This window comes from Flavobacterium cupreum (assembly GCF_003996965.1).
Classification (GTDB): Bacteria; Bacteroidota; Bacteroidia; order Flavobacteriales; family Flavobacteriaceae; genus Flavobacterium; species Flavobacterium cupreum.
On sequence record NZ_QWDM01000028.1, the window covers coordinates 1 to 20354 of the forward strand.

A 20354-nucleotide genomic window follows, 5' to 3' on the forward strand; every position below is an offset into this window, starting at 1 on the left:
AAAAAATATAGTTTTTAATCAAAACGGAGGTGCTCACTTTGCACCGGAATTAGGTGGTCATTTTGAACTGGAATCAGGTGCTCACTTTAAAACGGAATGGGGTGATCAATATAACCGGAATTTGCAAACTAGCATTAGAATAATCTTTTGATGAATTAAATCTTAAGATGTTCATTAAGTTGTCTTTACTGATAGTATCTTGAACTCCATGATTATTTTTTATATAATCAATCACCAGGCTGACCTTTTTTCCACTGTCTTCAATAGTTTTTTTACTTGTTTTATCTGACAAGCTTTCAAAAAGATCATTCGTTTTTAGATAATAATACAAGCTTTGTTCTAGGTAAGTCCTAAGTAATAGAGCAAATGAATAAAATTTTTCATTTGGTAAACTTTTCAATTCGAGAAACAAACTATCTAATTTATCATTATTAAAATAGATATCAGTATCTTTAGGAATCACTCTTTCAAAGAAAGTATTTTTTATTGCCTTTTTTCTTCTTTGATTAATTTTTGCTTTTTCTTCATCTAGATTAGATTTTTGCTTTGTAGCCTTACTCACCACTGATTGCTTTTCAGGAACACTAAGGTTAAAATCAGCATTTGCTTTTAACTTTTTTACAAATTCTTTTTTATCATCTTCTTTATTAAATTCCCTTGAGAATCGTTCAGAATCAATTATAATTTTAAAAATAATAAGAAGTCTTTTGTCAAATTCTTCTCTAGGGATATTAATTATTAATTCTCCATTTTCATCATCAAAATCAATTCCTAAAAGCAATCGTGCTTCATCATAAGAATAAAATCTTTCTAAATTTGTAAAATCAAATTTATCTATTTCAATAATAATATCTTCTTCTTTTTCAAGGAGCTCTTTGCCTTCTAAAAATAAATTGTATGCTTTTAGAGGCTTAACAATTTTAGTAATAGATTCATTTAAAACATCTGCTATATCTTCAATTGATAATCCATCTTCATAATACATGTCAGCTACAAATGCATATTGATTTCCTGTTTTCCATTTTTGCAACGAGTCTCCTTTATGTCTTTCATAAATTATAGGATTAGCTAATAGTCTATTTGGAGCTATATAACACTTTAGTTTTTTTCCAACTGGAAAATTGTTTTTTAAGATATTTTGAAGTAAAATATTTGCTTTCGCTTTTGAAAGATATTTACTCGGGTCTTGCAAAAGCTTTAACGCACCTGTCCTTCTATTTCCTTCGAGGATAATCTTTTTGTCATTTTCTATACATATAATAGGTTCTTCACCAACAAAATATCCTTCTTCTGAAATCTTTTTTGCTAATTCATATACTTTTTCATTTGCAATTAAAAATTTAAGAATTTCAGGTTGATTTAAATTTACCTCCCTATACTTTAATCGTGGATTATTTAAATCTAAATGAAGTGAATTTAAGGAATATTCGTAATGCTCCCATAGTGAATAGTCAATATACATGTAATAAAAGATTTAAGTTAAGATTCTAAAGATATCAATTTAATAATAAAAATTCAGTCAATATTAAATCTTGTAAATTTCTTACCTGATGTAATGTTATTGAACTTCCAATTCTATCTCTGTACACTCTGAAATTTAGTATTTTTACTTTCATTTTTAATGTTTTTTTAAGCCCGCTTTAGATGGCTCCAATCTTATAATTTAGCATGCTTTTGAAGCATAAAATAAAAATTGCATCCACGTCACAAATAACAATAATAAATTCCTTATTGCATTACGGAAAACCGTAACAAGGAAGTGATTCTAAAAATTATACACAATAGGTATTTATACTGTTTTTTGATTTCAGAATTTATTTAGCTTTGTTAGGTGCAAAAAACCTCTGTCTATAGATATTTCTCAATTGGCTATGTTTATTATACTAAAAACCACTTCAAATGAAGTGGTTTTAGTTCTAAAGCTCTTTCGCTAAAATTATAAAAAAGTATTTTCATCTAATTTCCCTGCTATTATCGCCTTTTCAAGATGACCTATTGTAAAAGATTTTCTTTCTTTCTTTTTTTTGTTTGTTAAAAATCTAATAATTGCTGGTAATATAAAATCGCCTTCGGGACTAAAATAATCACTTGCCATAAATCTTGATACATCTACATTAAATCCTTTGCCAAAAGCAACTATGAACTCTACGGCATCCTCACCATAAACCCCTAAATCATTTTCAATTTGTGTTGACCGAGTTATTATTTGATCATTAACCGCAGATTGATTTACCACAAATTCCTTTAACTTATTGAATATTTCTTCATTCATGATATCCTTATTTTTTCAGAGTAGGACTATATTCAGTTATCTCATTTATCTTTTAAAATTTCAATTTGTTTCATCGATAATAAAAGAAAGAAATCTGAACTAATAATAGTGCTATTTTCTGCGTAGGTGACAGTTATATCATTCTCATTTTTACCTTCCCCAAATTTAGTATTATAACTTTCTCTATCAAATTTAAAACTAGAGCTTACCGCATATTCTTTGGCTTTCTCCCATTTCCCATTTCTGTAAATGTATTTAAGAACTTTTGATGTACCTGTTCCATTTTGAAGTATGATATAAGATATTTTGGTGGCTATTTCTCCTGACTCATTAGCTTCAACAATATAAAATTTATCATCCCAATCATTAAGATATTGGTTAAGGAGCTTATACCGTATTGAATTTTTATTCAATTGATTTAAATCTCCCACATCAATATATGATTTGAAAGCTTCTAATCTATTTTTATATAATGATTTCTGATATTCATCATTTATAGATTTTTCCTGTAGCTGCATTGAATTAGCAGTAGCTATATTCCAATTTATAAAAATTTTATCTGTTTTATTTTCACTATTATTTATATAGCGTCCACATGACGATAATGTTATTATCATTAAGCAATAAAAAATATTTTTCATTTTTTTAATTATATGGTTGTTTTCTTTCAACGACTCCTTGTTCCTTACGTATTTGAGAATCGACCGCTCTAACTTGTATTTCGCTTTCGGTCAATGTTCCTTTTGTTCCGTCGTCAGGGTCAATTTTTGTGTCATTTACTTTTACACTGCGGGTTCCTGTAGCATTTTCTTTAGCATGAGCTAATTCATGCCCAAGTCCAATAAAAGCTGGTCTACCTTTTGTTCCATCTGCATTAACGATAGTTTCACCCTTTCCATTTGGATTATATTTTACAGTTGAATCTGTTCCTGGTCCAGGACCTTTCGAAGTAATAAGACTATCCATACCAGAATCTGCTTTTGTACCATTATCACCCCAAGACTGTTCAACTGTAGTAGTTTTAGGTGATTCAATCAAACTAGATATCAAATCTGTTCCAATGGATAGTGTCTTATCTGCATTACTACCTCCTTTTTGTTCAATAGTAACTTTGCCATCCTCCGAAATAGTCAACTTATCATTCGTAAGTTTTTGTAAATCATTTAATGCAGTTTGTTTATATGATGCCGAGCCCCAAATTATGATGTCATTTGGTCCCATTCCATCAGGGTCAGTAAACCTCATAGGATTATTAAATGCATAATTATACGGTGACCACCTTCTCATTTGTTCCGCCAGCGGGTCGATGTTCATCCACCTGCCGATTGCAGGGTCATAATTACGTGCTCCATAATCGTACAAGTTAAGCCCCAGCTCGTCTTGGAGCTCCTTTCCGTTATACTTATACTTATAGGGTTCTGTAAACCTTTTTTATATAAAACAGCCCCTTGCAAAAAATCTCCATATAAAGAACGTCCGGTTACATTTTTCTACAATACGAAAGTAGATTTAGTTCAACTATTTTCCTAATAAATTTTCACTTATAGCTATAAAAAAAGCCCCCATTTAAAATGGGGGCTAACGTGTTTATGAAGCATAAATTTAAACTGCATTTCCAAATTCAAGATGATTTTTCACGAATTTCTTCTGTTCCTGTTTAAATTTAATATCTTGTTCAAGCTCATATTCTCTTTGTTTTTCAACTACCCTGTACCAGCTTAACGCCGGAATTACATTATCTGAATGTATCTCTAAACGTACAATAGTTTTTTCATTGGGCAAGCGATGCTCATTTAAAATTAAACTTAATTCCGTTTGTTTTAAATTGATATCCTCAGCAAATTTTTTCTGTACCTTATAGCTAAATTTAATATAAGTTTTAAGAAAAGATGCAAATGATCTATTCTTATCATATTCTCCTGACTTAGCATAATCCTCCATCAAGAAGCGCAATTGCAGAACTTTAGCATATAATTTTTGATTTTCAGTCAGGCTCTCTCTATTTTTTCTTCTAACTTCCGCTAGTTCTGCAGAGGATTCTTTTTCTTCCTTTTCAGATAGAGGATTCTTAAATACAATCGAATCCGCTACTTCTTCAAGGCTGTACTTTTCGTATATGTTTTTAGTTTTCATATCTGATATTTATTCATTAAATTAAACATTGGGGTACTTTCAAGATAGATTTGTATTCCGGCATTTTGAAACCCATATTGTGCCATATAGTAACTTTTTAACTCCGTTTTCGGATGCAGAGAAACAAAAGCATTATCAGCGTACAACCTAACTGATTCACGACATGCAAAGGCTATCAAATTTCCTGCTATCCCATCATAAATCTTATTCTTTCCAGTATTTATAACAGACGATGCCAACAATATTATCTCAACCCTGCTTTCACTTGGAATATCCTTAAGGGACATTAATCCTAAAATTTCATCATCATCCGGAAACTTCAATTTGTAAACGACATTCTTTTTTTCTAATTCCCAATCAAAATGGTAATCATCCTCTGTTATAAAAAGATAGTCTTCTTCTGAGACTAACTCTATAACAACATCTTTCTTTTGCGAACTCTTCACATGGGTTATTTCCATAATGTAAAAATACAAACAAATAATTTACAAATTTGTAAATTATTTGTTTTTTATAAATTATTTAATACTTCTTTTTAGCTTAGTAAATCCTGCGATATTAAAACTTTTTCATCCCAAAAATAACTATCATAAACTTGGAAAATAGCGGTTAATCATTTCTCTCTGATGCGAGCTGTTAACTTTAATATATTTTTCCGTAGTTCCCGGCCATTTATGTCCCGCCAGCTCCTGAACCTTTTCCAAAGAAATATTTTTCTCATTGAGCCAGTTGCAGATAACGCTCATTCTGATGGTCTGCGGATTGAGTTTCCGATCTGGAAACAATCCCCTTAAAGGCGCAATCATTGCATGAATGCTATCGACTGTAATAGGCTTGCCAAGTTTGGTAATAATCAGTTTATCTGTTTTAGATCGAAGCATTTGGGGTCGGGTTTCCTGCAGGTAATTGAAAAACAAGATCATCTGTCTGGGAACTAAATTCATTGTCCGCTTATTGAGATTGATGGAAGCTTTGATATAGACTGTTCCATTATCGAGATCAATATCTTTTACAGTAAGTCTTATGATTTCATCACTTGTAAGTCCCTGATAGATCAGCAGTGATAGTAAAACATTATTTCTAACGTCCAAATGCTTGTAACGGTTCTCACGCTCCAAGAGCAGTTGCAGTTCCGGACTGCTGAACAGATCCTGCACCTGTATCGCCTGATTGCTGTTTACTTTAATATTAAGGCGCTTGCAGGGATGGTCATTTCTGTAACCGCTCATTACCAGATAATCATAATATTTTTTGATTGCCGATAGAATGACAACACGATATTTGCTGTTGGACTGCCTTGCGCTTATTTCTTCCATATACTTGACGATATTCCCGTATTTGTAACGCTTGGCTTTCGGATTCAATTTTAAAAAGTGATTGATCGCAAACAGATAGCTTGATACCGTCTGTGGGCTATAATTTTGGAGCAGGAACTGCTCTAAGGCTTGTTTTGTCATAGCAGATTACTTAAAAGGTTACGACTGGTTTTCGTTTCTTGTTTTTAAGAGCATAGATATAGGTTGTATTGATATCGGAATGCCCAAGAAACCTTCTTATGAAATCAATCCCCGCATTATTCTCAGCCAGATGATTGGCTATGCTGTGCCTGAGGCAGTGGAGTGTGATATCTTTTTGGATAAGCTGGAAATCCTTGGTCTGCTCGATCATTTTCTTTAGGATATCATTCAGGTTTTCCCCTGTGCTACGCCTGCCTTTGGAATTGATAAAAAAGGCTTCTTCGATCTGGTTTTTCCCTGCAAGCCTCTGACTGCGCTCTTCCTGAACGTACTTTTTCAAGTAGCCCATAACCGTATCGCTCATGGGAACTTCACGTCTTTTGCTGTTTTTTCCGCTTCTCACTATGACCATTCCGGTAGCCAGTTTCACATCCTTTAAATCCAGCGCACTGATTTCAGAACGCCTAAGCCCGCATCCATAAGCTACGGAAAGCAGGGCACGTTCAAGTTCATTCTCGGCATGCTTGTATACCGTTTTTATCTCTTCAACACTGAGCGTATTTCTTGACTCTTGTGTTCCTCCCTCATAAGAGGGAATGTAATAGCCGTTTTCAATTTCCTTGTTTTCCATGAGGTTCAACAGGAACAGTCCCTGTACGAAAAGATGGAATTTGATGCTTTTCTGTGACAGCGTTCCTTCGCCCCTGAACTTTGGCCTTGCAATTAAATACTCGAAGTATTTAATAGATTCTTTGGAAGTCAGCTCCTGAATCCTGCTGATTCCCGATTCTTCCAGCCAGAGCAGGAATTCTATCAGGGTATTCTGGTACATCCTGCTGTTGCCGGTCTTATAATTCCTGACCTTTATAAAACTGTCAAAGGCATCCAAGAGCCTTCGGAAATCTTTATTTTCTATCCTGTTTTTCATTGTTTTTTGAGGTTAATTTGTGAATTATGCAAAGTCGTCGCTTGCGCACTCCGTGGAACACGGAACACCAGTATCGTATGCCCAGTAAATACAAGGTCTCCGGTGTTCCGCTGGCGTTCCGGGGCGTTCCATTTTTTGCTTTTTTTGTGTATTTTTCTGTGTTTTTCTTATTTTTTAAGATTCTAAAACTGCTCCAATTGTGCGCCCAGTTCTTTCCTGATCTTGCTTTTGAGTTTTTCCATGTTATCCCAGTAGCTGATTACATATTTGAAACCCCTGTTTACCGAGCCTTCAATAGCCTGAATGTATTCGAGTTCCTGCAACAACTGCATGTACCGGAATGAAGATGTCTTGCTGATATTGAGTTTCTGGCGGATTTCCCTATTGGTAAAACGGTGCGTCGTCCCATTCTGCTGGCTCTTTACGTAGCCTTTGAGATTTTCAAAGAACTGTCTTGTGCTTTTGTCCAGTTCATCCACTTTGATGATGATGGAGGTAAAGAAAATATCAACGGCAGATTTAACGTCTTCCTTGGTGGAGATCAGCCTGCCTTTGCTGTCTGTTTTTCTCTGGTACTGGTGCAGGATGGTAATCTGCGAAACAAAATTTTGAAATTGGCTGTTGAGCCTTCTGAGCATCTTGGCTTCAAGGGGAAGGGTAAGTTTGTCTGCAAATGGATTAATCACCTCATAGGATTTTAATACCCGCATGGCGTTTCTAAGCAGTTGTGTTGCCTGAACCTCGTTTTCATTGTCGCCTTTTCCTGCGATTTTCTTGTTTTGGATGGCTATGATTCGCATCGTCTGCGCCTGGCTTTCATCCACGCCCAAGATTACCGAACGGCTCATATTGTCATAGTACACCTCGGCTTTGGTCGTCGTGGTCATACTGGCAAAATGCGCCTGTACCTGTTTTATTCTTCCCCTGTTGTTTCCGAAAATGTCCTTGACCACCGTGGAGCTTGTCAGGAACTTTGCCGACTGCATTTCACGAAAGGCATATTGCGCCTCTTCGTCAAGACCGTCAAAATCCTGAATCACGATCAGTTTATTGATCAGTTCCTTATCCCTGTAATGGTATAGGGATTTGCTTGTAATACGGGTCATATTCATCACGTCTTCCTGAGGCATGCACTGCGCAATCCCATTGATCAGATGGCTTTTTCCTTCTCCGCTTGATCCCTGTACGATGGCATGCATCAGATACGGCATTTTATAACTCGAAGCGAGCACGAAAAGTACCATCCTGTTTTGTTCTTCCCCAACAATTCCGTTCTGTTCCAACAACTTGTTTATATTTTCCAGCAGGTTTGGTTTTGAAAGAAACTCGACTGCTTTCTCATGTGCCTGCGGTGTAAGTTCTTTTTCAGAGTAGCGATCCGTAACGGGATTTATTTCCGCATCAAAAAGTGCTTCCCGATGCTGTTCCAATAAATCGGTGAGCTGTAAAAAGTCTGTTTCGAGCTCCTGAAAGTCAAAGCCCTGTTTTTCTGAGAGTTCCCCGCACTGGCTCTGCACGCTTCCAAAATCGAAGAGGTCAACTTTGAGCCTGTGTTTCTTCTGTGTAGTATGTGCCACAATCTGTAATGATACCCTGAGGTTTCCCAAATCCATAGGCAGGTTGCCTACAACGAAAAACACTCCTGCGATGCCTGTATAGCTGATCTTGTAGCCGTTTACAATCTGCAGGGTGCTTCCTGTCTTTTCTTTTTTTGCACTTTTTAAAAGATTCGATATTCCTTCACTTCCATAATTGACCCACATGTCATTCAGACTGTGCCCCTCGGGAAGTTCCACTATTGAGAGTGGAACATCGGGTCTGATCTCCTGCATTTGTAATCTGATCTTTTCCATTTTCTCACCGCTTAAAGATTATTATTTCTTCCAATTCATATAATGACCTGATAACTTCCAAATGCTGTTCCAGCAGTTCCCCGTCATGCAGGGCAATGACCGCTTCCCTTTGATCCAGTATCCTGCTTTGTATTAGACTGGCGCAGTCAATGACAGTCGGCGCGAGATACAGTTTTTTAGTAAGCGGATGCGGATATGCAGGATAAATTCCTTTCTGATTTAAATATTCTTCCTTTGGGCTGTCCAGATCAAAACGCACTGCAAAATAATTTACAATGGTATTCTCTTTGTCCAGTAAGGGGAATACAAGCCCGTAGCGTCCAAAGACGGTATAGGCGGTCAGTGAATCATCCCGCACTCCTGCATCACTCTTGGTAATTACACCCAGCTCTTCAAACCTTTCTTTGGATTTCAAGGTTTTTCGGTGGTGGAACTGTCCTGAATTAAAGCCGATCCGAAGATCAGAATATTCCAGTCCGATGCTTTTAAGGTACTCCTTGGGCTTTAAAGCCTTCGCACTTCTGATGCCTGTTTCAAAAGACCGGAACAGTGTTTCTAAACTTTCCATAAATAGTAAAGGTTTTCCATTATTTTAGGCGGTAAGGCACGCCCAAGCCTTTGGCGGTACTGCTTTATATCTAAGAAGGTATAGAAGTCTGCCGGCAAATATAAAATGCAGTTTTGAATTTATTGCAGTAATGGTAAGGGCTGGCACTATTTGTCTTTCGATGGCGTTAAGTGCTCAGGACAATTTTTTTTTCGGGGCTGGGTGACCCAGCGATCTTGCAGACAGGTGTCGGCTAAATGAGTTAAAACTGAACCCAGCTTTCATAATTGCGGAAAATCGCAGGGCGGACACCTGATGCGATAAATTAAGGAGATGGTTTGGTACATAACCGGGGAATTGTATTTTTAATAGCAGGCAATTAAAAAAATCCCAATTATGTATCCTATCAATTTTTTATATACGGTACATTGAAAATCGTGTTTCATACATTTGATGTAAATAATAAATGCTTAGAAGTAGATTAAAGCTTTGGTTTCCTGCGCTTATCCTTGCGTTTCATCTGATTGGCAAATGCTGTTTCCTGAAAATCTTCCCCTTGGTTTTCAGGCAGTAAGCTTCCAAACGCTTCAATAATATTGTTTTCCTGCCCGTTTTCGGGCATATCTTCTTTCCCTGAAAAGTCGGACTGGCTGTACGGCTCGCTGATCTGGTTTCCTGCAGGGGCAATTTCCTGTGAAACAGTGTTTTCTTTTTTGGACAGGTCTGCCTTATTGCCGTTATTCCACCAGTCATTGAATACATTGGCCGAAAGGTTTTTGCCGAGCTCTGAACCGTTGCAGACACAGCGGGATTGGTGGTCGATAAAAGTGATGCCGTATATACGCCCCTGGGCATTTCGGCGCACCACGACATTTATCCCTTGTTCTAAAAGCTTATTCTTGAATTCAGATTCGTTTGGAGTACCCTGCATTGCTGATTCAATCCTGCCTTTGGCTGATTCCTTAGCGGGACTGCCTTTTAATTTCGTCCTGCTCTGTTCATAGTGGGATTGCAGTTGAACTAATCCGGCACCTTTTCCAAACAGCGAAGCCTTGAAGGGATTGCTGGCTTTTTCTCCCTTGTCATTGAGCGCAAAATATACCAGTCCCTGTTTTGGGATTCCGTTGTATTCGCCCTTGATTTCTTCGGCTGTAATCTTGAAAAGGGACAGCAGGGCATTATACGCCCCAAAAGTCTGGAACTGGTAATATTTGGGCAGATGGCGGATTACCGAAGCCATCTGGCTTTTTACATCTCCCGCCTTATAATCAACTGGACTGAATGTTTGATTTTGTGAATTTTTCTCTTTATCCACAGCCGAGATCAGGCCGTATTCTTTTTCGAGTGTCCGGCAGACCGCCATAGAGTGTCTTTTTTCAAATTTGTCTGATATTTTCCTACCGTCCCCGTCCACGCAGACCGATACGATATGGATATGCGTGCGGTCAATATCGGTGTGCTTGAACACCGCAAAAGGCTGTTCCCCGTAGCCCATCTGCTTCATATATTCCTGCGCCATATTCTCAAAATCAGTATCGTTTACGGTATCTTTGGGGTCAGGGTTTAGTGAGATATGTAGTATCGGTTTTTCCGTTTTTCGGTTGGCCAGCAGATGCAGGTCAAAAGAACGGGATAACTGCTCCATGGAATAGCTTCCGTCAGGAGCTTCGATAATCTTCTGTGTAAACAGAATATGGGCATTTTCTTTTTCAACCTTTTGGTAATTGTAGGCCAGTGCACCATACAAGCTTGCGCCTCTTGCTATTTTCGCTATCATCTCATGGGTTTTCTTTCAGGTGCTTTGCTTCAAATTCCCCCGTAAGCTGTATTATCTTTTGTGACAGCAAAGCAAGTTCTGCTGTCTGTTTTTCCAGCTTGTACAGATATGCCAGGGCTTTCTTTTCGGAAAAATTACTATTGAGCATTTTTACAACCTGATTGTAATTTACCCCCACAGCCCTGAACTGCCCGAATAAAGAAGTCAGGCGCACATAATATTCCATTGCAGTCTTGTCAACCTTTATCGTTTTGATGCCCTTTTGGAAAATGCACGCCGTGATAAAGTGCGCCATAACATTCATGCCAGACTGCTCATAAAGGGTTAGAAAACGGGCGTTTTCCTCGGCGGTAAGACTGATCGAATAGCGGTGCACGGCGGGATCTGCTTTGGGATGCCTGCCTCCTTTATACGCTCTGGGTGTATTGCTTTTCACTGGATTTAGTTTATTATTGGTCTGGGGATTTTATTCCCTGCCTTTTCTTGGTCTGCTCCGGGTATTACTCCTACATGCCTAAGCCTTTTTTCTTCGGCATATTTTCTTGTTGCTGTTCATTCTGCTCTGTCTTAAAATCAATTTTCAAGGGCTGGTTGGTACGCTGTCTGAGTGACTCTTTTTCAGCCGGGCTTAGATTATTGTCCCCGCTATAGTTTAGGTTACGTAAAACCGTTTTCACCGGTCCCATAATATCCGCAGGCTTTGCAGGCTGTTGTGCAGGGTTCTTTTCCTTTGGGTCAATTTTGATTACCAGAAATTTTCCTAACAGTTCGCTGATCCCTGTTTTTGTCGGGTTTCTAAGCTGTCTGAAAAAATTGGAAAAGAAATTGGTTAAAAAATTTCCGCCCCTGTCTATCCTGATAAACGGATTGCTCTGTCTGATGACCTTTTTTTTGTTTTTTTTCTTCTTTTCTTCTTCCGGTTTTGGCGGTGTGAACGGCTTTTTTTTCTTTTTCTCCACCTTATCCTTTTGCTTGTCTTTTTTCATGGTCTTTGATTTTAAGCCAAAAGGTAATTCTTATAGGTTCAGGCTCTGCTTTTTGGCACTCTGTGGCTTTGTTTGGCGGGACATGTCCGGTTTTGGACGGGATGGATTTTTATTTTATCCCAAAGAAATAATAAAAAAAAAACTAAGATAGGACGGGCTGGATCAGCCTGTCCAAAAGACTACGGCATAATGTCTTGCTCGCGTACTCCCAAGCCACCCTTCGGGACTTATTCCGTTTCCTTTTGGCCTGTCTGCATCCCGTCCTGTGAAACTGCTTTCTTTTTCTTTTTTCCCTTTTTCTGTTTTCTTTGGAAAAATATTTTTTTTCTTGGTTTCTGTACAGGCTCAGTTGAGTAAGGTTTATAAATCTGCAAAGATTAAGGGTTTATAAAAAAATATTTTTTACCTAAAAACTTAAAAAATGGGTTTGTTCTTTTCATTGAAGCTTGCCGTTATCTGCTGTTCGAACTCATGGAAATGATGTTCCAGCAGATTGCTGAGATAGGCATAGATGGTAATGTTGTCCTCTCCGATAACCTGAACGATACGGGTGAGCTTTTTGTGGTGGTCGGGATCGATATATACTGATTTGCCGTGGCGTGCAGTACTTTTTACTTCCCTGAAAAATATACTTTCATAGTCAGCCTGATTATTCCTTTTTGCCCGGCTCTGCTCTTTTGCTGTCGGCTTTTCCTTTTCTGGCTGTTCAGCAGGTGTTTCCGTATCGACATTAAACCCTTCTTTTCTCACTCCATCCACCATCAGATCCATCATTTTTCCTTCATCGATATCAGGTGTCACTTTTTTTTCATTGTCGCTGTTCATCGTTTTTATTGTTTTTTTATTGTCAATTTTCGTTTTTCTTTTAAACAGTAGCGTATAACTGCACCTGTTTTTATCCGTAGCTCCTGTACGGTTAAAGGAGGTTCGACTGCATAAAAATGAACACAGCTGTCCGTCTATCTTATCTGCTGTACAACTAATTGTGTCCGGTGCTGTACGGTTGTAAATGATGCCTTTGTTGTTGTAGGTACCGTCATTTGTCTTTTTTGGCATTGGGAGCCACGTATCACCGTTTGTACGTTTCTCTGTTTACCTGATTTATTATCTGCTGGGACAAATAACAGGAAATATGGCCAGACTCTAAGAATGTGGCGCTCGAAGGCATTATTTGGACTTCATTGGCCTGCTTGTAAAAAGCTATTATTCAAATACTCGTATCGAAATTCGAAATGGGAACTTCTGCTTTTTTCTAAAAGAAAATTACTTAATAACCATTACATAAAAAAAAGGGCAACAAGCCCTTTCAATTAAAATCCATATGTAAAAATATTTTCGAGAGAAAATAGCAAGTTGTGTTCTGAGATGCTTGAAATACTTTCCGCATCTCAAAACCACTTGCCCTGCGGGGCTGGAAAACGGCTCCGAAGTCGCACGTTTTGTTAAAATTACAATTGGGAAAAAGTTATTTGGAATCACTTTTATTTTTTTCATTTAAATACTTTCTGTAAAGCAAGTCCAGCAGTTCTGCTTCTTCCAAAGGGATCAGCATTTCTATTACACGCAGAAGACTCCCAACATACTTTTCTGCATCCCGGACGTTATTTTCACCGCATTCAATTCCATCCAAAGCAAGTTCTGCTGTTTTAAGAAGATCTGTTATCATGCAGAAAAGGTCTCTGTATCCTTCCACATTTAGCTCAATAGTGTACATATCGTTTCCGGTTTCCGATACAGGCTTGAGCATTATGAAATAACGCTCAGGGTTCTCTATGAGCTCACTTAATTTGATTTTATCATTTTCCATGATCTTTATTTTTAAATTGATTAATCATTTATCTAATATATTTTTTGAAATTTTCATCATGTCGTGTTTTTAAGATTTTTATCAGGACTGTTGAAATAAGTATAGACCGATTCTAAAAACAGCCTTGCTAATGCAAACCATGTCATAAGGTCAATGTGCTCTCTCAGTTCAGGATCGCTGTCCAATTCTAATGCGCTCTCCCAATCAAAATCTGCACTTTGAATTCTCTGCTGAAACTTCTGGTAATAGTCTGTTCCTACCACTGTTATAACAACAAAGAGCAGTTCATGCACAAACTGGGAGCACCCGATAGATTTTAAAATATACCTCAGACTGTCAAAAGACATGTCATTTGGATTGGGATTTTCTTTCAGTTCATGACAAAAATGTATCAGCAGTTGCAGACACGAGAGCAGTCCCGCTGTTTTAACGTCCTGTATCTCCGTATCAATAATTTCAAGGTCACCTGAAAGTAATTCTTCCAGATCGTATTCCTGCAACAGGTCGGGATACCTGTCCAGTAATAAATCGAGCTTGGGGTTTTGCAGTTTGCCAAGAAGTTCCGAAATACCGCTTTCGAGATTCTTTTTTGAATTCCCAAGGAGCATGTCCAGTGCTACCTTTGCCTGTGCTGTTGATTTTACAAGCTTTTGATCTTTATTGAAGTTTTTATTCTTTTTCATATTAAAAATTTATAATTAGTATAGTTGCGAGTGTGCAGGTATTCTATTGTGTTACCGGATTGCTATCGTTAAGGCAGTCATCTTTTTTAATCTTTTCAAGTCCTCTTTCCCGCATAAGCTGGCCTGCATCCATCATTTTAACCAAATAGATATAGGCTGTGGTCAGATCTCCATCAGATTCTACAGTGTGGGGAGACAGTGAGAGATGTGTTATTTCGCATAGGAAAAATTCAAATTCCCCCAGCGATTTCTCAGCAAATGCTTTTTTGAACACGGCAAAAGGATCTGCATACTCTTTGGCAGTCAGTGAAGCCTGATGCAGGACTGATCTGCAATCAGATGTTTCTTTGATTTTCCACTTTCTGCTCTTGGATTGCAGGCAGTAACAGGCTTTAATAAAAGAGTGCATTGCAGTATAGAAAACAAAGACTTCTCCCGGATAATCTTTTTTATATACTTCTCCTTTATTGGCATAAGACACCACATCTCCCAATGTATGTTTATAGGAATCTAGATGCGCATAGTCAAAAAAAGCATCGACCACCTCAAACGGATTTCCTATCTCATAGGCTGACCAGAAACTGGTTTCAAAAGACATTTTATTCTTTTTCATAATTTATATAGTTTCATTATCCATTTTCTCTTTTAATTTTCCTGATCACTGGCCTGCTTTTTTAAATTATCCAGTCTTTCAAGCTCTTGATATCCCAAAGTGTACATCTCATTATAAAAGTCTTCGCACTTGGTGTAGAGTAGATTGCTGTCATCAATACTGTCCCGATTGAGATCTTTATGCTTTATCATGTCTATATGGGCAGAAAGCAGTTCCCTGAGTTTTCTGTCGGGTTCTGAATCCGAAAAAGGCAGTTTTATTTCTGGGATGCATCCCAAAAGCCGGAACAAGTAAGGGATGGAATATATAGCAGGATGGTAGCTTAGAAAAAGGTCTAGCTGGGCAGTTGCCACCAGCTGGACAGCCTGCTGGATAAGGGCATTTTTTACAAGTACCTCGTCTGGCTCGGTGCACTCTTGGGCTGTCATCAGAAATTGTTCAGCCCCGAGCATGCGGTTCTTCCAATAATTTCTGGTAAATTCAATATCCCTTTCTGCATCTGCATTTATGGGATAGACAGTATACTGGCTGTCACTGTAAGCCAAAATGCCATTGTCCATAACTTTATCAAGGAAATACTTTTGGTTATGGCTCTGACTGCGCAGGTTTTTCACCCTGTGAATTAAAATGGTAGCCGTATATTTGTTTCCAAACTTTTCCTTTATCAAAGACTGTAATGACGGCACGGCATTTTCCTTATATTCACTGCTGAGCACCAGCAGGTAAAAGTGATAGCCCGGCAACTGTTTATTAAATAGCTTCTTGTTTTTTTCCTCTTCATCAATATTGATCCTGGAATATCCAAAGCAGTAAACCGCACGTGTTTTTAAAAAACCTGCAATGGCTCCGCTTACTTCTGACAGCGCATGGCCTATGAAATAGTTTGAGTTCATTTTTTCAGTCAGGATTGACTGGCCTGAAAATGACTGCTTGTCAAACTGCTTCATTTTTGATTTGAATTCCTTTTTATAGCCCGAAAAAAGACTGCGGAGCTCTTTTTCCAAAAGCTCAAATTTTAGCTTTGCCCTTTCCAAGACAGCTGGATTGATAGCAATATTAATCGTATTGTCACGATAGTAAGTATGGGCAGTGCTGAGCATGTCGATAATCTGCTTGTCTTCATGAGTGCCATAATCAAGTATTTCTTTCAGGTATGGGACAAACCTCACCACTATCTTGTATTCATGCTGGAGACTCGGCCTGCCCATATCTTCGCCTATTTCTCCGATAAGAAACCACGAATAACAGCAGTAGAGATTCCAAATGGCCATAGACATGAAATAGCCCGCCTCTTTACTGTTATTACTTTTCATGTGGTCGGATGCTGTACGAAAATAATATAGAATATCTTCCATATTATCTTCAAAGGAAAATTTTGCCAAATGCATAAGTACTTTTTCATCGCTATTTAAAGGATAGAACACTTTATTGTCCGGCTGATAATAAACCAGCTCAGTTAGGGTACAGTGGCGGATTAGATAGGGGAATCCCTCTTTAAATCCCTGCGAGGCACGGAACGCATTGATAAACTTGAAAATGAACTGAGGATGGCAGTCCGTTATTTTTTTCGATACTTTCTCTATTGCATCCCCGCTGTATCCGCAGTTCTTTTTCAGGATAAAGGTTACTATAATCGGCTGACTGCCCTGACCATTATTGGAGATGTAGATCGTTCCTGCGTGTACAAAAGTCAGCAGGTCTGTAATTGCTCCTTCCAATTGCTCCCGCATTGGCTGGTTCTCTGGAATTTTTAACGTGTAATCCATAATTTAATAATTTGAAGTTGTACATAAAATGAAAAAATTGTATTTTTGCTTAACACACAGGCAAGTAAGCAATTACCCGTTTAGTACCGTATCAATTTGTCACGTACCGTACAAGACTGATTTCTATATTGCACACAGGAGTGCCTTTTTTATTCTTAATTATTATCTTTGAGCTATGAGTACAGTAACAAAACCAAATCACATAGGGCGCAAAATCAGCCGTATCCGCGAACTAAAAGACATGAAACAGGAAGCACTGGCGCAGGCTTTGGGAACAAACCAGCAGGCGATTTCAATTATGGAAAACAGCGAGACGATAGAAGAAGAAAAATTAATCGAAGTAGCGAAAGCTTTGGGTGTAAGTGTGGAAGCAATCAAGAACTTTTCAGAAGAAGGTGTGTTTAATTATTTCAATAATTTTTACGATAATAGTCAGGGTGCAAATTTTGGAAGCAACAATACATGCAATTTTAATCCATTAGACAAGCTAATGGAATCCGTAGAAAAGAATGAAAAACTTTACGAGAGATTATTGAAAGCAGAACAAGATAAAATCGAATATTTAGAAAAACTACTAAAAGCGAAATAAGCTTTTATAAAATGATATATATTAATTCATTAAGAGACTTTCGAGTCTCTTTTTTGTTTCCAGACATTTATATATTTTAATAAAAGCGTTGTCCTAAAAATAGTGTGTACAATTTATAATTATTATTTTGATTTCTTAAAAATATTACTACCTTCAATATTATTCACCTTAAAATTAGTGACATATGACAGAAGAAGAAGATTTTATTAGAGTTGCAACAAATGTATTTAGTGGAGTTAAAGTAGTAGATTTTTTGAATGATAAAAGTGTAGTACAAAAAGTAGAAGAAGCAGAAGGACGCTTAAATGAATTCGAGAAACAAACCAATAATGTTATACAGATATTAGATGATCGTATTATGTTTGGACTAATTGATAAAGATGAAAGAGATCGACTTGTTAATGAAATAGTGAGAATAAAAAACGAATATTTGAACAATTAAATAATAAGGAAAGTTGCTGAATAGCAACTTTCCTTATTTTATTAGAAATTAATATTTAAGTTCTGTATATGACTTTTTTTAATAATCTTAGATATATTAAGTTTCTTCTTTTGGCACTTATGCTGGCTAATGCTGTACTATGGGTTTTATTTATTGACAACTACTATCATACTTTAAAATTACAAAAAAAGCTTGATCAGATAAATAAAGAGCTTTATTTGAAAGAGATAATCCAGAAAAAACAGTTGAAAGAATATGAAAAGAAGGCAAAACAGCGTCAGAAAAAGCTTGAACGGATGAGATCTGAAATTAAAAATAGTATATAAAAAATTGATCAAGCAGATCAGTATTTGATTATTTTTGTATTGTAACATTTTAATTTTTCTAATGAAAAAATCACTTCTGACCTTTCTGGTTTTAGCTTGTAGCTCTATTTATAGTCAAACAAAAAAAGACACTACTGATCTTCTAAACTTCGAGTATCGGAATTATGATATAACTCCCTGCCAGACCTGTCCGCTTAAGCCAGGGGATAAAGTGCCTTACACACATCCTTATGCAAAATATATAAATGATGAAAGTCTATGGGAGTGGATAGAGATTGACCTTGGTGTAGGGAAACCGCAGAAAGTATATGATCTAAAACCTCAGTATAAAGATACCCTGCGATGTTATGACGGTACGATAATTGAAGTCCCGTTTTGGATTAAAAACAACACTAAGAAAAATAGAAAAACCACTCCATGAAGGAGTGGTTTTTTATTTTATTAAAAATTGCATATGCAAAATGAAGTAAATCTACAACATTGGTTTTGTGGGTATATCTACATTACTACTTTTTTGCTATCAATTTCCTATAGCAAAACCAGACTAATCCTAAAAAAGCTATCACCACTGAGACTATCTTAGAGATAACAAAATAGTCAAGAACATAGTATGTGTCGCCATAATTATAGACGAAGCGGTTTTCCTTCAGCAAAAAACCTGTGGTCAGTACAAGAGCAATAACCAAAGTTAACGAAATTATAATTCTATACTTTTTCATAAATTGACATCATCTAAAAAGAAAGCGTTAAAATAAGTAAAATTGCCCATATCTACATCTGCATAATTTATATTAGGTATTATTTCCGTCACCAATCTATCAGGGAACTTGTTAAAATTCATTTCACCTAGAATGTTACTTATAATTGCTAAATGAGATTGAAATTTTCCAGTTTCCGCTTGTAAGTCTCTTTCTGGCAGTGTTGTCCAACGATACGGCTCTAACTCTATAATGTTTTTTAAGGTATAAGCGTAGTAGTATGGTACCAATAAGCTTATATTAATGCATAATTGATATAACACATTTTCTTCAATAAAATCAATCTTATAGCTGAGACATCTATCCGAAGATTCTAAAGTTAAATTCTCAAAATCTTTTAAAATCTCGTTTTCCTTTAACTTGTTCAATATTTGTGAATCTAAGCGTTCTTTATGAATTACAGCAAATGAAGAATTTACTTTATCGATGAGATTTTTGAATTCAAAACTATCGACATATAAATCTCGATTGTTCATTGCACAAATACCTACAGGATAGAATGTATATGCTAAATTTTTTAAAATTATTTCAATCATAATATTACTCGTGTTTAAAGACGGTTGGAGTAACTGAATGGTTCTGTGAATTAAAATTTACTCTTGCCCCCGGTATACTCATTTGATATTCTCTTTTAAGTTCTGTTCTAAAATATTGTTCAATTTGCATTGGAGATGCTTCTGTTCCTGCAAATAGGTTAGCTGTTTTTGACATAACTCGATTAACAATATTTGCGGTCGCCTGTGATGCGACCTCGTTTGTTATATCGGTATTACCAACACTTAGATTTGCTGGAACAGTGAAAAGTATTGCTTGATTAAAAGTTAGAATAAAATCATAATTTATTTTTACTCCGTTTGGTCCTATTTTAACTAATGCTACATTAAAGTACATTCCCATTACTGCTGATTCTTGCCACCCCTTCTTTGTTTTAAATTTAAAGGACTTTGGGTCTGGATAGTCCTCAATTGATGCACTTTTAGTTGACTTGTTTGTCCCAAAAGAATCTGTTTCACTCTCATCTCCATTTCCTTCTGATTTTTTTCCATCTCTATTTGCATCTGCACCGCCTCGACCATCTATATCATTTCCGTTATCATCTATTTGTTTTCCAGAATTATTCGAAAAAGTACCGTCATTGTTGTTTGTCCATTTTGTTCCACTTTCCGAATTCATCAGCTTATCCATGAACGATTGAGAAAGCATTCCATCAGGATCAAGGAAATACATTGGATTATCCATTGCGTAGCAATATGGCGACCATCTGCGACCTTTTTCCGCCAGAGGATCAATAGATAACCACATCTACACCATATCAGCCTCGCCCGAGCGTCTGTTTTTTTGTAAGAACGTATATTACTTTTTCAAAAATAGCTTTTTTCAATTGAAAAAAAAAGTTGGATTGGATTTGTTAATTTTT

24 protein-coding genes are annotated in these 20354 nt (G+C 36.8%); 4 read left to right on the forward strand and 20 right to left on the reverse strand.

Translation table 11 applies throughout. The annotated features are described in order from the left end of the window. Positions 1–73: 73 nt before the first annotated feature. The 18 genes from D0817_RS24045 to D0817_RS24130 form a co-directional block, all read right to left on the reverse strand. On the reverse strand, positions 74–1462 hold the full coding sequence (locus D0817_RS24045; RefSeq protein ID WP_127340883.1) for a ParB N-terminal domain-containing protein: 1389 nt from the start codon (positions 1460–1462) through the stop codon (positions 74–76). A 474-nt stretch (positions 1463–1936) separates the two neighbouring features. Then, complete coding sequence (locus tag D0817_RS24050; RefSeq protein WP_127340884.1) at positions 1937–2272, reverse strand: DUF1493 family protein; 336 nt, start codon at positions 2270–2272, stop codon at positions 1937–1939. 41 nt (positions 2273–2313) lie between these two features. Further along, positions 2314–2913: a hypothetical protein gene (locus D0817_RS24055; RefSeq protein WP_127340885.1), complete on the reverse strand. Its 600-nt coding sequence runs from the start codon at positions 2911–2913 to the stop codon at positions 2314–2316. Positions 2914–2917: 4 nt separating this feature from the next. After that, the gene (locus D0817_RS26320) at positions 2918–3634 is read right to left on the reverse strand and encodes an RHS repeat-associated core domain-containing protein (RefSeq protein WP_243739925.1); all 717 of its coding nucleotides are present in this window, start codon (positions 3632–3634) and stop codon (positions 2918–2920) included. 240 nt (positions 3635–3874) lie between these two features. Next, positions 3875–4405: a hypothetical protein gene (locus D0817_RS24065; RefSeq protein ID WP_089479996.1), complete on the reverse strand. Its 531-nt coding sequence runs from the start codon at positions 4403–4405 to the stop codon at positions 3875–3877. Beyond that, positions 4402–4866 carry an N-acetyltransferase gene (locus D0817_RS24070; RefSeq protein WP_127340886.1) on the reverse strand — a complete coding sequence of 155 codons (465 nt, stop codon included), beginning with the start codon at positions 4864–4866 and terminating at the stop codon, positions 4402–4404. Before D0817_RS24070 ends, D0817_RS24065 begins: the two co-directional genes overlap by 4 nt. Positions 4867–4992: 126 nt before the next feature. Further along, positions 4993–5862 carry a tyrosine-type recombinase/integrase gene (locus D0817_RS24075; protein WP_127340887.1) on the reverse strand — a complete coding sequence of 290 codons (870 nt, stop codon included), beginning with the start codon at positions 5860–5862 and terminating at the stop codon, positions 4993–4995. A 10-nt stretch (positions 5863–5872) separates the two neighbouring features. Beyond that, positions 5873–6694 (reverse strand): tyrosine-type recombinase/integrase, encoded by an 822-nt coding sequence (locus tag D0817_RS24080; RefSeq protein ID WP_238160945.1) that lies wholly within the window; start codon positions 6692–6694, stop codon positions 5873–5875. A gap of 278 nt (positions 6695–6972) precedes the next feature. Beyond that, complete coding sequence (locus tag D0817_RS24085; protein WP_127340889.1) at positions 6973–8643, reverse strand: MTBMA_p00010-related P-loop-containing protein; 1671 nt, start codon at positions 8641–8643, stop codon at positions 6973–6975. Positions 8644–8647: 4 nt separating this feature from the next. Continuing rightward, entirely contained in the window at positions 8648–9211 is a 564-nt protein-coding gene (locus D0817_RS24090) for a hypothetical protein (RefSeq protein WP_127340890.1), read from the reverse strand. A gap of 460 nt (positions 9212–9671) precedes the next feature. Next, on the reverse strand, positions 9672–10967 hold the full coding sequence (gene mobB, locus D0817_RS24095; protein ID WP_127340891.1) for a conjugal transfer protein MobB: 1296 nt from the start codon (positions 10965–10967) through the stop codon (positions 9672–9674). A gap of 1 nt (position 10968) precedes the next feature. Beyond that, entirely contained in the window at positions 10969–11403 is a 435-nt protein-coding gene (mobA, locus tag D0817_RS24100) for a conjugal transfer protein MobA (protein ID WP_127340892.1), read from the reverse strand. Positions 11404–11473: 70 nt separating this feature from the next. Then, positions 11474–11953 carry a hypothetical protein gene (locus tag D0817_RS24105; RefSeq protein WP_127340893.1) on the reverse strand — a complete coding sequence of 160 codons (480 nt, stop codon included), beginning with the start codon at positions 11951–11953 and terminating at the stop codon, positions 11474–11476. A gap of 414 nt (positions 11954–12367) precedes the next feature. Beyond that, positions 12368–12778 carry a DUF3408 domain-containing protein gene (locus tag D0817_RS26635; RefSeq protein WP_127340904.1) on the reverse strand — a complete coding sequence of 137 codons (411 nt, stop codon included), beginning with the start codon at positions 12776–12778 and terminating at the stop codon, positions 12368–12370. A 640-nt stretch (positions 12779–13418) separates the two neighbouring features. Further along, complete coding sequence (locus D0817_RS24115) at positions 13419–13760, reverse strand: hypothetical protein (protein WP_127340894.1); 342 nt, start codon at positions 13758–13760, stop codon at positions 13419–13421. Positions 13761–13816: 56 nt separating this feature from the next. Then, on the reverse strand, positions 13817–14443 hold the full coding sequence (locus D0817_RS24120) for a hypothetical protein (RefSeq protein ID WP_127340895.1): 627 nt from the start codon (positions 14441–14443) through the stop codon (positions 13817–13819). A 43-nt stretch (positions 14444–14486) separates the two neighbouring features. Beyond that, complete coding sequence (locus D0817_RS24125) at positions 14487–15056, reverse strand: hypothetical protein (protein ID WP_127340896.1); 570 nt, start codon at positions 15054–15056, stop codon at positions 14487–14489. Positions 15057–15088: 32 nt separating this feature from the next. Further along, complete coding sequence (locus D0817_RS24130; protein WP_127340897.1) at positions 15089–16822, reverse strand: hypothetical protein; 1734 nt, start codon at positions 16820–16822, stop codon at positions 15089–15091. A gap of 175 nt (positions 16823–16997) precedes the next feature. Here D0817_RS24130 and D0817_RS24135 point away from each other — a divergent pair, with 175 nt between their 5' ends. The 4 genes from D0817_RS24135 to D0817_RS24150 all read left to right on the forward strand — a co-directional run bounded on the left by D0817_RS24135 (position 16998) and on the right by D0817_RS24150 (position 18600). After that, entirely contained in the window at positions 16998–17411 is a 414-nt protein-coding gene (locus D0817_RS24135) for a helix-turn-helix domain-containing protein (RefSeq protein ID WP_127340898.1), read from the forward strand. Positions 17412–17595: 184 nt separating this feature from the next. Continuing rightward, positions 17596–17853, forward strand: a complete 258-nt coding sequence (locus D0817_RS24140) for a hypothetical protein (protein ID WP_127340899.1) — start codon at positions 17596–17598, stop codon at positions 17851–17853. A gap of 68 nt (positions 17854–17921) precedes the next feature. Continuing rightward, entirely contained in the window at positions 17922–18179 is a 258-nt protein-coding gene (locus D0817_RS24145; RefSeq protein WP_127340900.1) for a hypothetical protein, read from the forward strand. Positions 18180–18240: 61 nt separating this feature from the next. After that, the gene (locus tag D0817_RS24150) at positions 18241–18600 is read left to right on the forward strand and encodes a hypothetical protein (protein ID WP_127340901.1); all 360 of its coding nucleotides are present in this window, start codon (positions 18241–18243) and stop codon (positions 18598–18600) included. A gap of 294 nt (positions 18601–18894) precedes the next feature. Here D0817_RS24150 and D0817_RS24155 read toward each other — a convergent pair whose 3' ends face one another. Next, a complete protein-coding gene (locus tag D0817_RS24155) occupies positions 18895–19473 on the reverse strand; it encodes a hypothetical protein (protein WP_127340902.1) in 579 nt (192 codons plus the stop codon). A 4-nt stretch (positions 19474–19477) separates the two neighbouring features. Beyond that, the gene (locus D0817_RS24160) at positions 19478–20176 is read right to left on the reverse strand and encodes a hypothetical protein (protein ID WP_167470971.1); all 699 of its coding nucleotides are present in this window, start codon (positions 20174–20176) and stop codon (positions 19478–19480) included. Positions 20177–20354 lie beyond the last annotated feature (178 nt).

Coding starts and splice junctions, on each gene's coding strand:
- D0817_RS24160 (WP_167470971.1), bottom strand. CDS start 20,176: ATGGATAATCCAATGTATTTCCTTGATCCTGATGGAATGCTTTCTCAA.
- D0817_RS24080 (WP_238160945.1), bottom strand. CDS start 6,694: ATGTACCAGAATACCCTGATAGAATTCCTGCTCTGGCTGGAAGAATCG.
- D0817_RS24155 (WP_127340902.1), bottom strand. CDS start 19,473: ATGATTGAAATAATTTTAAAAAATTTAGCATATACATTCTATCCTGTA.
- D0817_RS26635 (WP_127340904.1), bottom strand. CDS start 12,778: ATGAACAGCGACAATGAAAAAAAAGTGACACCTGATATCGATGAAGGA.
- D0817_RS24050 (WP_127340884.1), bottom strand. CDS start 2,272: ATGAATGAAGAAATATTCAATAAGTTAAAGGAATTTGTGGTAAATCAA.
- D0817_RS24140 (WP_127340899.1), top strand. CDS start 17,596: ATGACAGAAGAAGAAGATTTTATTAGAGTTGCAACAAATGTATTTAGT.
- D0817_RS24045 (WP_127340883.1), bottom strand. CDS start 1,462: ATGTATATTGACTATTCACTATGGGAGCATTACGAATATTCCTTAAAT.
- D0817_RS24065 (WP_089479996.1), bottom strand. CDS start 4,405: ATGAAAACTAAAAACATATACGAAAAGTACAGCCTTGAAGAAGTAGCG.
- D0817_RS24070 (WP_127340886.1), bottom strand. CDS start 4,866: ATGGAAATAACCCATGTGAAGAGTTCGCAAAAGAAAGATGTTGTTATA.
- D0817_RS24135 (WP_127340898.1), top strand. CDS start 16,998: ATGAGTACAGTAACAAAACCAAATCACATAGGGCGCAAAATCAGCCGT.
- D0817_RS24130 (WP_127340897.1), bottom strand. CDS start 16,822: ATGGATTACACGTTAAAAATTCCAGAGAACCAGCCAATGCGGGAGCAA.
- D0817_RS24115 (WP_127340894.1), bottom strand. CDS start 13,760: ATGGAAAATGATAAAATCAAATTAAGTGAGCTCATAGAGAACCCTGAG.
- D0817_RS24120 (WP_127340895.1), bottom strand. CDS start 14,443: ATGAAAAAGAATAAAAACTTCAATAAAGATCAAAAGCTTGTAAAATCA.
- D0817_RS24145 (WP_127340900.1), top strand. CDS start 17,922: ATGACTTTTTTTAATAATCTTAGATATATTAAGTTTCTTCTTTTGGCA.
- D0817_RS24105 (WP_127340893.1), bottom strand. CDS start 11,953: ATGAAAAAAGACAAGCAAAAGGATAAGGTGGAGAAAAAGAAAAAAAAG.
- D0817_RS24055 (WP_127340885.1), bottom strand. CDS start 2,913: ATGAAAAATATTTTTTATTGCTTAATGATAATAACATTATCGTCATGT.
- D0817_RS24125 (WP_127340896.1), bottom strand. CDS start 15,056: ATGAAAAAGAATAAAATGTCTTTTGAAACCAGTTTCTGGTCAGCCTAT.
- D0817_RS24075 (WP_127340887.1), bottom strand. CDS start 5,862: ATGACAAAACAAGCCTTAGAGCAGTTCCTGCTCCAAAATTATAGCCCA.
- D0817_RS24150 (WP_127340901.1), top strand. CDS start 18,241: ATGAAAAAATCACTTCTGACCTTTCTGGTTTTAGCTTGTAGCTCTATT.
- mobB (WP_127340891.1), bottom strand. CDS start 10,967: ATGATAGCGAAAATAGCAAGAGGCGCAAGCTTGTATGGTGCACTGGCC.
- D0817_RS24085 (WP_127340889.1), bottom strand. CDS start 8,643: ATGGAAAAGATCAGATTACAAATGCAGGAGATCAGACCCGATGTTCCA.
- D0817_RS24090 (WP_127340890.1), bottom strand. CDS start 9,211: ATGGAAAGTTTAGAAACACTGTTCCGGTCTTTTGAAACAGGCATCAGA.